General features: G+C 39.2%; 14 protein-coding genes and 1 pseudogene. 12 read left to right on the top strand and 3 right to left on the bottom strand.

All coding sequences use genetic code 11. The annotated features are described in order from the left end of the window. Positions 1 to 274: 274 nt before the first annotated feature. On the bottom strand, positions 275 to 388 hold the full coding sequence (locus CRI9333_RS28390) for a WD40 repeat domain-containing protein (protein ID WP_071881155.1): 114 nt from the start codon (positions 386 to 388) through the stop codon (positions 275 to 277). A gap of 316 nt (positions 389 to 704) precedes the next feature. Here CRI9333_RS28390 and CRI9333_RS16325 point away from each other — a divergent pair, with 316 nt between their 5' ends. The 11 genes and pseudogenes from CRI9333_RS16325 to CRI9333_RS16275 form a co-directional block, all read left to right on the top strand. Next, positions 705 to 2,174 (top strand): slr1306 family protein, encoded by a 1,470-nt coding sequence (locus CRI9333_RS16325; protein WP_015204275.1) that lies wholly within the window; start codon positions 705 to 707, stop codon positions 2,172 to 2,174. A gap of 150 nt (positions 2,175 to 2,324) precedes the next feature. Further along, positions 2,325 to 3,185, top strand: coding sequence for an aminotransferase class IV (locus CRI9333_RS16320; RefSeq protein ID WP_015204274.1), 861 nt, complete (start codon positions 2,325 to 2,327; stop codon positions 3,183 to 3,185). Between the two features lie 341 nt (positions 3,186 to 3,526). Beyond that, the gene (locus tag CRI9333_RS16315; RefSeq protein WP_015204273.1) at positions 3,527 to 3,778 is read left to right on the top strand and encodes a hypothetical protein; all 252 of its coding nucleotides are present in this window, start codon (positions 3,527 to 3,529) and stop codon (positions 3,776 to 3,778) included. A 66-nt stretch (positions 3,779 to 3,844) separates the two neighbouring features. Then, a complete protein-coding gene (locus CRI9333_RS16310; protein ID WP_041226088.1) occupies positions 3,845 to 4,072 on the top strand; it encodes a type II toxin-antitoxin system HicB family antitoxin in 228 nt (75 codons plus the stop codon). Then, entirely contained in the window at positions 4,065 to 4,292 is a 228-nt protein-coding gene (locus tag CRI9333_RS16305) for a type II toxin-antitoxin system HicA family toxin (RefSeq protein ID WP_015204271.1), read from the top strand. The genes CRI9333_RS16310 and CRI9333_RS16305 overlap by 8 nt, the downstream gene beginning before the upstream one ends. Positions 4,293 to 4,459: 167 nt before the next feature. After that, complete coding sequence (locus tag CRI9333_RS16300) at positions 4,460 to 5,152, top strand: DUF305 domain-containing protein (protein WP_015204270.1); 693 nt, start codon at positions 4,460 to 4,462, stop codon at positions 5,150 to 5,152. A 172-nt stretch (positions 5,153 to 5,324) separates the two neighbouring features. Continuing rightward, positions 5,325 to 6,416, top strand: a complete 1,092-nt coding sequence (locus CRI9333_RS16295) for a cysteine synthase family protein (protein ID WP_015204269.1) — start codon at positions 5,325 to 5,327, stop codon at positions 6,414 to 6,416. 5 nt (positions 6,417 to 6,421) lie between these two features. Further along, entirely contained in the window at positions 6,422 to 7,738 is a 1,317-nt protein-coding gene (locus CRI9333_RS16290) for a hypothetical protein (RefSeq protein WP_015204268.1), read from the top strand. Beyond that, a complete protein-coding gene (gene rppA, locus CRI9333_RS16285) occupies positions 7,735 to 8,439 on the top strand; it encodes a two-component system response regulator RppA (RefSeq protein ID WP_015204267.1) in 705 nt (234 codons plus the stop codon). The genes CRI9333_RS16290 and rppA overlap by 4 nt, the downstream gene beginning before the upstream one ends. Positions 8,440 to 8,483: 44 nt before the next feature. Then, positions 8,484 to 9,827 (top strand): two-component system sensor histidine kinase RppB, encoded by a 1,344-nt coding sequence (rppB, locus tag CRI9333_RS16280; RefSeq protein WP_015204266.1) that lies wholly within the window; start codon positions 8,484 to 8,486, stop codon positions 9,825 to 9,827. Next, a pseudogene (locus tag CRI9333_RS16275) lies at positions 9,827 to 10,075 on the top strand (DUF305 domain-containing protein); the annotation flags it as partial. The gene rppB and the pseudogene CRI9333_RS16275, both read left to right, overlap by 1 nt. 43 nt (positions 10,076 to 10,118) lie before the next feature. Here the strand turns inward: CRI9333_RS16275 and CRI9333_RS16270 are convergent. Together CRI9333_RS16270 and CRI9333_RS16265 are read right to left on the bottom strand one after the other, a co-directional pair. Next, the gene (locus tag CRI9333_RS16270) at positions 10,119 to 10,766 is read right to left on the bottom strand and encodes a DUF3226 domain-containing protein (RefSeq protein WP_015204264.1); all 648 of its coding nucleotides are present in this window, start codon (positions 10,764 to 10,766) and stop codon (positions 10,119 to 10,121) included. A 5-nt stretch (positions 10,767 to 10,771) separates the two neighbouring features. Further along, a complete protein-coding gene (locus tag CRI9333_RS16265; RefSeq protein ID WP_015204263.1) occupies positions 10,772 to 11,896 on the bottom strand; it encodes an AAA family ATPase in 1,125 nt (374 codons plus the stop codon). A 262-nt stretch (positions 11,897 to 12,158) separates the two neighbouring features. Here CRI9333_RS16265 and CRI9333_RS16260 point away from each other — a divergent pair, with 262 nt between their 5' ends. After that, on the top strand, positions 12,159 to 13,541 hold the full coding sequence (locus CRI9333_RS16260; protein ID WP_015204262.1) for a GTP-binding protein: 1,383 nt from the start codon (positions 12,159 to 12,161) through the stop codon (positions 13,539 to 13,541). Position 13,542 lies beyond the last annotated feature (1 nt).

Raw genomic sequence — 13,542 nt, 5'->3', positions numbered from 1 at the left:
TTTTCAAATTGATTAAGCTAAAAATATAGCTTATAAAATCAAAAATGACAAAAAATAAGTATTCATAAGTCTATTCAACTTTAGGTACAGATGAAAGCTAGGAATTCATATAAAATCTTAACTATTTTTTGTAAAAATTTACTTAGAATTACCAATCATTGAGGGTTCAACAGTATCGCTGCGCCAGAGGTTGATGGTGTTGTCACTACTACACTAGCAATAGTTCTGCCATCAGGAGCGATCGCCACCCACCGAGTACGAATTAGTTCCTATCTTAAGCTTGCAATAGCTTGATGGTGTGATCTAAACTACAAGTTGCCAAAAGTTGCCCATCAGGGCTAAATGTTACAGAAGAAACTGAATATAAATTCCCAAATAATGTATTTATTAATACACTGCGATCGCTGACAATTATTTCTTTTTTACTTAACTGCTCTTTCTACAACCAATTACCTTCTAATGGATTGTAAAGCTAGCCCATAGTGGCACTTACAGGAATGCGCCGAAAAACCGCGTAGGACTCCGTTAGCATAGCCCGATGTAGAGACCTGCTATGCGCTTGTCTCTACAATGGTTTTAGGTAACGTGCCTTGAATTTCTGAAGATGTTTAATATTGGTACTACTAGGCGTAGCATAAGTATAGGGATATGTGTCAAGCTGTCATAAAGTGAAGCTTGGTGGGAGTAAGGTTGCGGAGGATTAAATGGCAGTGAAGTTGCGCCGTCCGATTTTAGTAGGTGGAGTTGGGTTATCTTTGTCGCTGTGGCTGTTGCAAAGTTTGCATCACTCAATGGCTCAATTAGGAGAGTTTACAGTATTAGGCGCGATCGCACTTGGTGGTGGTTTCTGGTTTTTCCAAAAACGCACCTCCCCTGATGTTGATATATCACCGATAGCATCAACAATTGAACGGGAAACGGTAGAAAAAGCGATCGCTCAAGTTGAAACGGCGATTACTATACTAGAATCTGAGACAGAAAATCATCCCGCTAATCTTCAATTAAGGCAACAAGTTGTCCAAGTAACAGCCGAGTTAGACAGAAAAGTAAATCGTATAGCTGTTACAGGTGGTAAAAATGTCGGTAAAACAACTTTACTAAAACTTCTAGAAAATAGTTGCTTCCACTCCCAGCAACCGAGTTTTAGCGAGACAGCAGCATTATTTACAGCAAATGATTCTGAGGTTATTACGAATCAGGTTGCGATCGCTAATGATTTAATATTATTCCTCACTGCTGCTGATTTGACTGATCCAGAGTTCCAAACTCTGCAACAAATGGCTAAATCTCATCAAAAAATCATGCTGGTTTTTAATAAACAAGACCAGTATTTACCTGATGACAGAGTAGTAGTTTTGAATCAACTGCGACAACGGATGCAGGGTATATTGAATTTAGATGATGTAGTTGCGATCGCGGCTGAACCAGGACTGGTAAAAGTGCGTCAACATCAGCCTGATGGTACATTACAAGAGTGGATGGAAAAACCAGCAGCTAATATCGCACCTTTGACACAACAGCTAGAGCAAATATTATCTAACTCAGCACAACAACTAATTTTGGCTAGTGCTTACCGACAAGCAATTAATTTGAAAACAGAAGTTAAAACTGTATTAAATCAGGTGAGACGCGATCGCGCTCTACCTATAATTGAGCAATATCAGTGGATAGTCGCTGCTACAGCTTTAGCTAACCCAGTTCCCGCACTTGATTTATTAGCAACTGCCGCTATTAATGCCCAATTAATTATAGATTTGGGTGCTGTTTATCAGCAAAAATTCTCACTACAACAAGCTCAAACTATAGCCAGCACAATGGGTAGTTTAATGGTTAAACTGGGATTAGTTGAGCTTTCCACTTCTGCCGTTGGTGGTATGCTGAAAAGCAATGCAATTACATTTGTGGCTGGTGGCGTAGTGCAAGGAGTAAGCGCCGCGTACCTTACCCGATTAGCAGGATTAAGTTTGATAGAATATTTCCAAGTTCAAGAAACTGCTACAACCACAGGCGGATTGTTTAATGTTGAACAATTGAGTGAAACCCTTAAACAAGTATTCCTAGAAAATCAACGGGTAGCTTTTTTGCAAGCATTTATCAAGCAAGGAGTAGCACGTTTGATGCCAGAATCAACCCAACCTGAAATTATAGTAGCTGAAACAGCAGCCCTTCCCTAAGTTATAAACTAACGACTAACGCGCAAATAAGCTTGTACATTTTTAACTTTGCGATCCTTTGCGCTTCCCTTTGCGCCCTTTGCGTTAAAAAAAAGATATAATTCCAACGCCACCGGATTTAATATCACTCATCACTAAAAGTGCTAATAAATGCTTGAAGCAACTTCGATTGTTTGGCATAATGGCAGACTGGTTGAACGAGAACAAGCTGCGCCTTCCATTGCCAGCCATTCTCTCCACTTAGGAATCGGTGTTTTTGATGGCATCATGGCTTATTGGAATGGTAATCATTATTACATTCATTGCTTAGATGCACATTTAGATCGTCTCCGCAATGGTGCGACACAAATGGGGCTAGAATTTTCTTGGTCAAATGCCGATTTAAAAATAGGCATTTCATCACTTTTAGATCAATTACCTGCAACAAATTATTACATCAGACCAATTGTTTACCGTTCAGTACCACAACTAAGTTTTAATGATTTGATGCCTGTTGATGTGACTATATTAGCAGTGACGATTGATCGTGATGTAAATAAACCTTTAACTTGCCACATTTCCCCATACCAACGTATTTCAGGTAACGCCATTCCCTTAGCATGGAAAATATGCGGAACTTATGTAAATAGTTATCTAGCTCGTCGTGCTGCACAAATAGCGGGATTTAATGATGGCATTTTACTCGATCAACAAGGTCGAATTACTGAAGCAGCAGTAGCCAATCTTTTTTTAATCCAAAAAGATAAATTAGTTACCCCTGCCTTAACTCCCCATATCTTCCCTGGAATTACCCGTTTAACAATTATTGATCTTGCTAAAAACCTCCAAATCCCAGTAGAAGAACGGGATATTAAACCTGCTGATTTAGAAAATTTTGACGGAGCCTTTCTAGCTGCTACTATGATGGAATTAAAACCACTATCGACGATTCATCCTTATATATATGATACGTCAAATCATCCCCTGTTTCGTAGCTGTTTAAAAGAATTTCAAGAAATCACACATCAGTAATAAGAATAATAACACTTTATACAATTGCGCTCTCTCCTTGCAATATGCTAGAATAGTTGTAGGTAATAAAAAATCATCTTTGGTAATCTCGATAAAGATGGCAAATTATTTGACTGTTAGCAAGACTGTTAAGTTTGTTATAAGATTAAACTTACTTCTTAAGTAAAGCTTAATCTTATAACAACTAGATGTACTCAGATAATTGTTATAGCTCAATCAAATCCGACTTGCTCAATATAAAATCAAACTACAAGACTAGATGCAGCTATTTTTGACTTTGGACGAATAAAAAACTATACGGCATTGAAAAAGGTAAGTGTAAATTTGTCTGCAATACCGCTATGCTCAGTTTTTTAGAATTATTTGCTCAAAAGATACTTTCCATAACAGTAGAAGAGCTTGTTCAACCTCCTTACAGAGAATTTATCTGTAAAGAAGGTGTCCTAACTAGCGATGAAAATCATTTTTATGATTTCGTTCAAAATCATCAACAAAGATGGTTGACAAGAGTAGCGCCTAGACAATTGAAAATCCCTTTAAACAATGTGACGACTGTTATAAATTCTCCTTTGAGATTAATTACCACTGGCTAAAGTTTTACTTTAGCCCATGACATTGAAAATATTTTGTAATTACGGTCATAAAAAATGCTGGTAAGGATGCCAATAATGCAACAATTTACAGCAATTATTGAACGCGAAGGCAGTGGATATGTATCCCTGTGTCCCGAAATTGATATTGCTAGTCAAGGGTGTAATATTGAAGAAGCACGCAACAATTTAGTTGAAGCATTAGAACTATTTTTTGAAACTGCCGATCCTAAAGAAATACAGAATAGATTACACTCTGAAATTTTTATTACTCGTGTGGAAGTAAATATTGGGTAAATTGAGGGTACTGTCAGCAGCAGAAGCTTGTCAAATTTTAGCCAAACATGATTTTGTTCAAGTTCGGCGAAAAGGTAGCCATATTATTATGCAAAGAAGGCTATCATATACAACGCTGACAGTACCTATACCAGATTACCCTGAGTTACGAATTGGTACATTGCAGTCAATTATTCGTCAATCTGGGTTGGCTCGTTATTTGTTTGAACTTGAACAATAATATAGCAGTTAGCTATCAGCTATCAGCTATCAGCTTTTTTACTCCTAAAGCAGTAGAACGATTTCATCTAAATTTCATCTGTGAGTAACACACTGGTTAATGAGGGCTAATTCCATGCACTGTGGAAAATATAGCTGTCTCTTAGTTACTCTATAAAACACAGATCAATGAAAACAAGCATTTTAATTACCTTTGTGGCGATCGCATCCGTCACAGGTGCAGTTATAACAGGCTGTTCTACTTCTTCACAAACTCCAAACCAAGTTTCCAGCACTACCTCAAACAATTCCAGTACTGAAAAAAAAGCTAACCACAGTAGTCATTCTGGGCATGGTAGTGGCAACCATGATATGGCTATGGACTTGGGTTCAGCAGATGCTAACTATGATCTGCGATTCATTGATGCCATGACACCACACCATCAAGGTGCGGTAGAAATGGCAAAAGAAGCTCAACAAAAATCTCAACGCCCAGAGATTAAAAAATTAGCCTCTGAAATTATCAATGCTCAAAACAAAGAAATTGGGCAGTTAAAGCAGTGGCGACTCGCTTGGTATCCCAAAGCTGGAACTCAGTTAGTTGCTTATGGAGGCGCGGGCAAATCTACAGTCCCAATGTCAGATGAGCAAAAGCAGAGCATGATGATGTCTCAAGATTTAGGGGCGGCTGATGCTGAGTTTGATTTACGCTTCATTAATGCCATGATTCCCCACCATGAAGGGGCTATCACAATGGCTAATGATGCGTTGGCTAAGTCTAAGCAAACAGAAATTAAGAAATTATCTCAAAATATTGTGGCTTCACAGCAAAAAGAAATTGACCAAATGAAGCAGTGGCGAACAGCTTGGTACAAAAAATAGCTTAGGAATTACGCATTTTTACCAAAGATTGCGGGCTTTTTATATCGCAGATGTGAGCAGATAAACGCACCCTTTCGCAGATGTTAACCATCGCTGACTGTCCGTTGCTATATAACACCCATTTTTCGGATGGAATTAACCACTCTCGTCCCAAATAAACTGGAGTATTGAGATGGAATTATTAAAAAGTTCAATAAAATTCGATTTAGTCAATCAACAGCTTAGGTCGGCTTTATCAAATGATGTGAGTGAAGCTGTTGGAATGGTTCCAATTGTGAAATTAAATCGCTTAAGCGAGTTATGCCAACAACATGATTTTTATCTGAAACTAGAATCTTGCAATCCTGGTGGCAGTATTAAGGAAAAAAATGCTGTTTATCTGATTAAAGATGCAGAAAAACGCGGGTTATTAACACCTGGAGGCACGATTGTAGAATCAAGTTCTGGTAATTTTGGCATTGGATTAGCGATGATTGGTGCGGCGCGTGGCTATCGCGTGGTAATTGTGGTAGATGCGAAAACTGCTCCACCGATGCGGAGAATGTTGGAAGCTTATGGTGCAGAACTTGTAGATGTTCCTCTCAGTGCTGCTGATGCTAATGGCTCAATGCAGGTAGCGCGGATGCAGAAGGCTAAAGAAGTAGCAAGTCAAATTTCTGGGGCTTGGTATCCTTGCCAACATCAGAATCCCCGTAATACTGATGCCCATGAAGCTTTTACAGCACCGGAGATTGAGGCGGCTTTTGGTGGTGCGCCGGATGTGATTGTTATTGGTGTTAGTACAGCCGGACAGTTAGGCGGTATTAGTCGTTATTTTAAACAGCATTATCCTAAAACGCGGATTGTCGGTGTGGATGTAGCGGGTTCAGTGGTGTTTGGAACTCCTCCCCATCCCTATAAAATGACGGGTTTAGGTTTGTCTTTTGTACCACCAAATTTTGACCCAAAAGTGTTAGATGCTGCTTATTCGGTAAATGACAGACTGGCTTTTTCCGTTTGTCATGTTTTGGCTCGTAAAGAAGGTTTATTACTGGGAGGATCGACAGGGGCAATTGTGGCTGCTGCTCTAGCTTATGGCATTAAAATGAGTAGCCGTCAACGTATAGTATTGCTGAATCCAGATCGGGGCGATCGCTATTTGGAAACAGTCTATAACCGTACCTGGCTGCGCGAGCAAGGTATTAATCTGTTACAGGAGCCAGAATTGACAGAAACTATTAAATCATTGGCTCCAGTACCCCAGCAGATTTTTATGCCAGCGTAGGAGTAATGAAAATAGAAGCAGATAAGTCTAAAAAAGACAGCAAAATAACTTTGTTGTCTCTGTGGCGGCAGTTTCTTCCCTTGTCCGTCAGCGATGTGACGATGGCTTGTGGCGATCCTTTAATTACTACCACGTTAGCGCATCTACCTTTGGCGCGTGTCAACTTGGCAGCAGTGGGTGTGGCGAAAGCGATCGCCATATTTTTAGAAAGCCCGATCATTATGATTTTACACGCTTCCAATGCCTTAGCAGCGACGCAGCGATCGCGCCAAGCATTATGGCGTTTCGCACTGTTAGCAGGAGGTGGTTTAACATTACTCCTGGGACTGTTGACAGTGCCGATTGTGTTTAGTGCATTAGGCAACCGTCTCTTAGGAGTACCGCCAGAGTTAAGCGAAACTGTCCGCTATGTACTAATATTGATGATTTTGTGGCCATTTGCTATCAGTTGGCGGCGATATTTTCAAGGATTATTAATTTATAGTGGCTACCAAACTGCTGTCGCTAAAGCGGGCATTGGTCGTCTGGTAACTGTGGCAGTTGTGCTTTTTATTGGTTTTATCAGTCAAATTTCTGGAGCATTACTAGCAGGAATTGCCCTAATTTCAGGAGCTTTAGTTGAAGCTATACTTGTCACCTTTGCAGCGAAAAATTTAGGCGCAAATCGTCCACCAGAGTTAACTGATTCTACTAAATTACCTACCGATCTCAAGAGCGTCTGGCGATTTTATTTCCCTCTTGCCACCTCTATGTTAATTGTTTGGGGAGGTAGAGCCATACTTATAGGAATTATCGCCCGCGCTACTGATGCAGATATCGCCTTAGCTGCTTGGCCTGCTGCTTGGGGCTTAGTGTTAGTAATTGCTAATGCTACCCGTATGGTACAACAAGTAATTATCAAAAATCGTGGTCAAGCAGAAGACCGTTTGTTACTAATATTTGCGCTAAGTGTAGGGGCGCTTTGCTCATTGCTACTGCTATTGGCGGGTACTACTACGTGGGGAAATCAGCTTGTACAAAGCTTTGTGGGTCAAGATCAAGAACTTGTGGAGCGTGTGCGCCCTGTGTTGCTGATTTGCTCCTCAATACCTTTGTTGGTGGCTTTGCAGAATGCTACTCAAGGCTTTTTGGTGGGTGAAGGTCGTACTGGCGTTGTTAATCAAGCTACTACAGTAGGAACAGTAGTGCTGTTGATTGGGGCTTTTTCGGCGGTACAGTCGGGCATGAATGGGGCTATAGCTGCTGCTATTGCTATGGTGGCTGCTTTAGTTACAGAACTTATTTGTTTAGCAGTTAATTTTAAAAGTTTGGTTGTCAAGTGACAAAAATTTTGTTAGTAGAAGATGAGCCAGATTTAGGCGCTGCAATTAAGCGAACTTTGAACCAAGAAAAATATATTGTCGATTGGGTTATTGATGGTACAGAAGCTTGGAATTATTTAGAAAGCCATTGGACGCAGTACAATCTAGCTATTTTTGATTGGTTATTGCCAGGACTATCAGGGTTAGAATTGTGCAAGCGACTACGTTCCCAGAATAACCCTTTGCCCGTACTTATTCTCACAGCTAAAGACCAAATCGAAGATAAAGTAGAGGGTTTAGATGCTGGTGCAGATGATTATTTAGTAAAACCATTTAAGATGGCGGAATTGCTGGCGCGGTTACGTTCTTTGCAAAGGCGATCGCCCCAACTGCAACCACAACAGTTAACTATTGATCACTTTACTCTCGATTATAATTCTCGCACTATTAGTTATCAAAATCAGATAAGCAATGCTAAGGTGATTCCTTTAACAACTAAGGAATTTCAACTTTTAGAATATTTTATGAAGCATCCCCATCAAATTGTTACTTCTGACCAAATTCGTAACCAACTGTGGGAAGTTGGTGCAGATCCAATTAGTAATGTGGTAGCAGCACAAATGCGTTTGCTACGACGCAAATTAGCTGATTTTGGTAGTAATAGTTTGATTGAAACTGTTCATGGTGTGGGGTATCGCTTTAATCCAACAGGGAACAATTAACAATTAACAATGACTAATAATAAACGGCTAATTGCTAACTTAAGATGAATCAGAATAAGTTATTTTATATCACTCGTGCGCGTTTGGCTTTGTGGTATGCAGGCGTAATGGGGGTGATTTTGAGCTTATGTGGTATTGGTGTTTATGAGGCGATCGCTCATGCCCATTGGGTAGCGATAGACCAAGAACTCAAATCAGTTGCCGGAACACTGCATGATAGCCTAGAACTGAAACTGAAGCAACCAGGAAAAATCGAACTTATTGTTAAACAGCTTTTACCTGATATTTGTTTAGCAAATCAAAAATGTTTGCCCACGCAAACATCGTCACCACGTCATATTTTAGGCGCAACCAATCAAGGTATTTATTATATCCGTTTATTTAATAATACAGGAAGTTTGATTGCTATAGCTGGAGTAAATCCTCAAGGATTATCTCCCATATTTAAAAATCAACTCTGGCAAACTAAAAAAGATAATCTTGGCAACCGCTATCAACAAATTTCTCTGTCATTACATACTCAAAAAAATCAAGATTGGGGATACTTACAGGTAGGGCGAAATCTTGCCGATTTTGATAATTATCTCACAGATGTTAGATGGGTTTTATTAGTAGGATTGCCAATTTCAATGGGGTTAATTGCTATTTGCAGCTGGTGGTTATCTGGATTAGCAATGCAACCAATTTATAAATCATATCAACAAATAAAACAGTTTACCGCAGATGTGGCGCATGAATTGCGTACCCCTTTAGCAGCGACACAAGCCACTGTAGAATCAGTGTTAAGAATGCCTGAATTATCTACCAAAGAAGCACAAGATATTTTAAAAACAATAGAACGTCAAAATCGGCGATTAATTCAGTTAGTTAACGATTTATTATTATTAGCTCGTTTAGATCGGCAAGCTGTACCAGCACAACGCCAAAATTGTTGTTTAAATGATTTAGTTAGCGATTTAGTAGAGGAATTAGAAGCATTAGCGATCGCCGCGAAGCTAACTCTAACTTCTGATCTCCGAGTCGATCAGCCATTGTATGTTGTCGGAGATGAAGAACAACTTTATCGCTGTTGTTCTAACTTAATTATTAATGCAATTCAATATACACCAGCAACAGGCAAAATTTGTGTCATTTTGGATTGTAGTAATCATCATGCTTTGATTCATGTTATTGATACAGGTGTGGGCATTGCGCCTCAAGATATTACACGAATTTTTGAGCGTTTTTATCGAGTACAGAGCGATCGCTCACGTCATACAGGCGGATCTGGATTAGGATTAGCTATAGCTAATGCGATCGCGCAAGCACATCACGGCAGCTTACAGGTGCAAAGTGAATTAGGTAAAGGCAGCACTTTTACGATTCAATTACCTTTAAGCTTTAACTAGCAAATGCTAACTACGATCTGCGATTCATGGATGCTATGACACTACACCATCAAGGTGTGGTAAAGATGGCAAAAGAAGCTCAACAGAAATCTCAACCCCCAGAAATTAAAAAATTAGCTGGTGAAATTATCAAAGCTCAAAACAAAGAAATTGGGCAGTTAAAACAGTGGCGACAAGCTTGGTATCCCAAAGCGGGAAATCAGTGGGTTTGTTCTGGAAAAGAGGGCAAATCTACAGTACCAATGTCAATATGCAAAACTTGGGGAAATTTTGATCGCTAAAAAAACTTATTTAGCTAAATAGATATGTTAACCAATTCGTGAATCTTATTGCTACATCTGTATGAGGACGAAGAGCTTGACTTGTAATTGCTTTTCCTAGAGGATAACCAGGTTCATCATGCCAAGCAAGATAAGTATGAATAACAGCTTTACTAAGATGCACTTCTTTGAATGTTGTTACCTTCCTTTGGTCTGCCTGTTCAACACATTCTCTAGCAAATGCCAAAGATGCAGGTTCTGCAAGTTCTGCACAGAAATCTTCTAACATACCAGAATCTTGATTATTAGGCATGAGCCAAAACCCAAGTTTAGGTTTATATTCAATACGCTCAACTATTGTCCCATCAACATGAGGAATTTCCGGCAGTAGATAGTTGTGGTTATTATTCTTTAATTTAGCTTTTATACTCTGCCATCTGCCTTCAACAGAAGGCTTATCAGCATCAAGCATAACACCTATGACTTGAGGAGGATTAGGACGTATAATCAGTGCATTTAATCTCTTTAAAACACCATTATCTGAACCACATTGATAAATACCGAAAGTCTCAGGCACACTGTGAGCATTACATAAAGCCATAACAACATGACAATCATTATCTCCTTCAACAAGTAAAACTTTATCTGTATCTTGCTTACAAATATCTTCCTTTTTCATACTGCTCACCGCACTTCAACATCCATATCAATAGCATCAGTGAGTGTCTCAGATGTATATTCTATTGCTTTAATAAAATCGCCCTTTGCGTCAAGTCTAAAGAAAGTACCAAGCGTAGGATATTTATTCCATATTTGGTCGAAACCTTTTATACAATCGCGGCTGTGAGTTGTTGCAAAAACTTGGACATTAAGTTTTTCTGATAGCTGAAAAATAATATCCCAAACTTTAGGCTGTACACTCCAGTGCAATCCGTTTTCAAATTCATCAATTAATAGAAGTCCATTTCTAGCATTTACCAGAGCAACAACTATATGAAATAAACGGGTCATACCATCTCCCATACTTTTGAGAGGTAATGGTTCATCTATACCTTTAATTTTTACTAAAGAAATACGATTTTCACCTACGCGACCTCTACTAATGTCCTCTACAAAAGCAACTCCAGAAACTCGATCATCAATCAAACCAAGTGCAGAAATAACCTCTGATTCTAAGTTGGTTAAGTTTGTTAAATCCCAAAGGGCAGCTAATTTACGATTGGGCATATTTTCTGTAGAAACAATCTGCCATATATATTTGAATTCAGGTTCCTGGCGTTCATAAAAAAGTCTAGACCTACGTCGAATGTCTTTCTCATCCTTCTCCAAGCTAAAAAGTCTTCTAGTTCTTTCTCCTTCTTTTACGACAAGAAAAAATTCAATATTAGATATATCTTCCTCAAGCTGTAAATCAGAAATAGAAATTTTCTTTAGCCTGCCTTCATCATTATTGTTACGCTGATATGCAGCAGCACTAATATGGAACTTCATATTTGAAGAGATTTCTCCAATAGAAATGCCATCTTCTTCTATTTTGGGCAATCTATGCCCAAAAAATAGATGTCGCACAGAATTACCAAGAGAATTTTGGGATTGTGGTTGAGCCTCACTAAACCAATTTTCTTGTCTAGACTCTAGAAGGTCAAGTAGGACTGTTGGAGAGGCATTACTGGCATAAAGTTGCACTGCTTCGAGAAAGGTACTCTTTCCAGCATTATTCTTGCCAACAACTAGGTTGACGCGACCTAGCCTTCCAATTTCAAGGTGTTGAAACAGCCTAAAATTATTTATCTCAAAGGACTCCAGCATAAAAAATCTCCGTAATCCCTTCCAACTAGCTTACAAGTTGTGTTCTTTGCTCATGCGATCGCCCCAACTGCAACCACAACAGTTAACTATTGCTCGCTTTACTCTCGATTACAATCCTCCCACTATTAGTTGTCAATAGTAAACTGTATTGAAAATAGGGAGGAGAGAGGAGTGAGCAAGATTTACACAGATGTAATAATTTATTTTTGCTCATAAGTCGATTCACCCTGAATTGTCCTAACAACGTCCTTAAAATTAAACAGTGGCTAGTAATCAACAAGAATCTCACTTAAATCGCGCTCGTGCTAGTCTACGACAAACTATGTCGTGGTATTCCCATCGTGGTAACAATCAACAACTTTCCCACTCAGAAGTACAAGCAGCAGTAAGAAATGAGTTAGAGGTTTTGAGCAATACTTTAGAAAAACTAGATCAAGGTGTAATTTGCATTGCTGCCTTTGGTTTAGTAAGTCGTGGCAAGTCAGCAGTACTTAACGCTTTAATTGGACAAAAAATCCTCCAAACTGGCCCTTTAAATGGCGTTACTCAATGGCCTAAATCTGTACGCTGGACACCACCTGTTACTAACGAGGCAGTCAGTAAGGTACAGGTGGAATTTATTGATACACCTGGATTAGATGAAATTAATGGGCAAGCGCGGGGTGAGATGGCGAAGCAAGTAGCACGCCAAGCCGACCTAATTTTATTTGTCATTTCTGGTGATATCACGCGCACAGAGTATCAGGCGTTGTGTGAATTACGCCAATCACAAAAACCCCTTATTTTAGTCTTTAATAAGATAGATCTTTATCCAGAGCAAGATCGACAAACAATTTACCAACAACTACAAAATCTTGGGGTTAATACTACTACTGGAAAACGTCTTGAACAACTATTATCTAAAGATGAAATTGTGATGGTAGCGGCTGAACCTGCACCGATAGAAGTGCGGGTAGAATGGCAAGATGGGCGGGTCAGTTATGAATGGGAAAAACCTGAACCTCAGATAGATGATTTAAGGAAAAAAATTTTAAATTTACTTAATAAAGAAGGGCGATCGCTCTTAGCACTAAATGCTTTAGTACAAGCTAGAGAAGCTGAAGCTAATATTGCCAGTAAAACAGTAGATGTACTTTCGGCTGAAGCAGACGATTTAATCTGGCGCTATGCCCAATATAAAGCTTTGGCAGTTGCCTTAAATCCCATTGCAGTTTTAGATGTTTTAGGGGGAACTATTACCGATTTAGCATTAATTCGCTCTCTAGCTAAATTATATAATCTGCCAATCACTGGATATGAAGCAGGAAAATTGTTGAAAACAATTTTATTCAGTGGGGGAGGGTTACTACTAGGTGAATTAGGTAGTAGCTTGTTTTTAGGAATAGGTAAAAGCGCATCTGCACTTACAACAGGTGAGAATCCTAGTAATATTTTTACTTATGGAAGTACTGCGATCGCACAAGGTGGTATTGCTGGTTATGGTGCTTATGTAGTTGGAAAAGCAGCAAAAGCTTATCTAGAACAAGGCGCTACTTGGGGACAATTAGGAGCAAATACCGTAATTACAGAAATCCTCAGTCAAGTAGAATCAAATACTATCCTTTATCGCTTACGACAAGAATTGCAACAAAAAATCAACTTATAGC

Source organism: Crinalium epipsammum PCC 9333, assembly GCF_000317495.1.
Classification (GTDB): domain Bacteria; phylum Cyanobacteriota; class Cyanobacteriia; order Cyanobacteriales; family PCC-9333; genus Crinalium; species Crinalium epipsammum.
The sequence above is the reverse complement of the archived record's forward strand: the minus strand, read 5'-3'. Positions and strand labels throughout refer to the sequence as shown.

Excerpts from the sequence above, each read along its gene's own strand:
- CRI9333_RS16325 (WP_015204275.1), top strand. The coding sequence starts at position 705 with ATGGCAGTGAAGTTGCGCCGTCCGATTTTAGTAGGTGGAGTTGGGTTA.
- CRI9333_RS16320 (WP_015204274.1), top strand. The coding sequence starts at position 2,325 with ATGCTTGAAGCAACTTCGATTGTTTGGCATAATGGCAGACTGGTTGAA.
- CRI9333_RS16315 (WP_015204273.1), top strand. The coding sequence starts at position 3,527 with ATGCTCAGTTTTTTAGAATTATTTGCTCAAAAGATACTTTCCATAACA.
- CRI9333_RS16310 (WP_041226088.1), top strand. The coding sequence starts at position 3,845 with ATGCCAATAATGCAACAATTTACAGCAATTATTGAACGCGAAGGCAGT.
- CRI9333_RS16300 (WP_015204270.1), top strand. The coding sequence starts at position 4,460 with ATGAAAACAAGCATTTTAATTACCTTTGTGGCGATCGCATCCGTCACA.
- CRI9333_RS16295 (WP_015204269.1), top strand. The coding sequence starts at position 5,325 with ATGGAATTATTAAAAAGTTCAATAAAATTCGATTTAGTCAATCAACAG.
- CRI9333_RS16290 (WP_015204268.1), top strand. The coding sequence starts at position 6,422 with ATGAAAATAGAAGCAGATAAGTCTAAAAAAGACAGCAAAATAACTTTG.
- rppB (WP_015204266.1), top strand. The coding sequence starts at position 8,484 with ATGAATCAGAATAAGTTATTTTATATCACTCGTGCGCGTTTGGCTTTG.
- CRI9333_RS16270 (WP_015204264.1), bottom strand. The coding sequence starts at position 10,766 with ATGAAAAAGGAAGATATTTGTAAGCAAGATACAGATAAAGTTTTACTT.
- CRI9333_RS16265 (WP_015204263.1), bottom strand. The coding sequence starts at position 11,896 with ATGCTGGAGTCCTTTGAGATAAATAATTTTAGGCTGTTTCAACACCTT.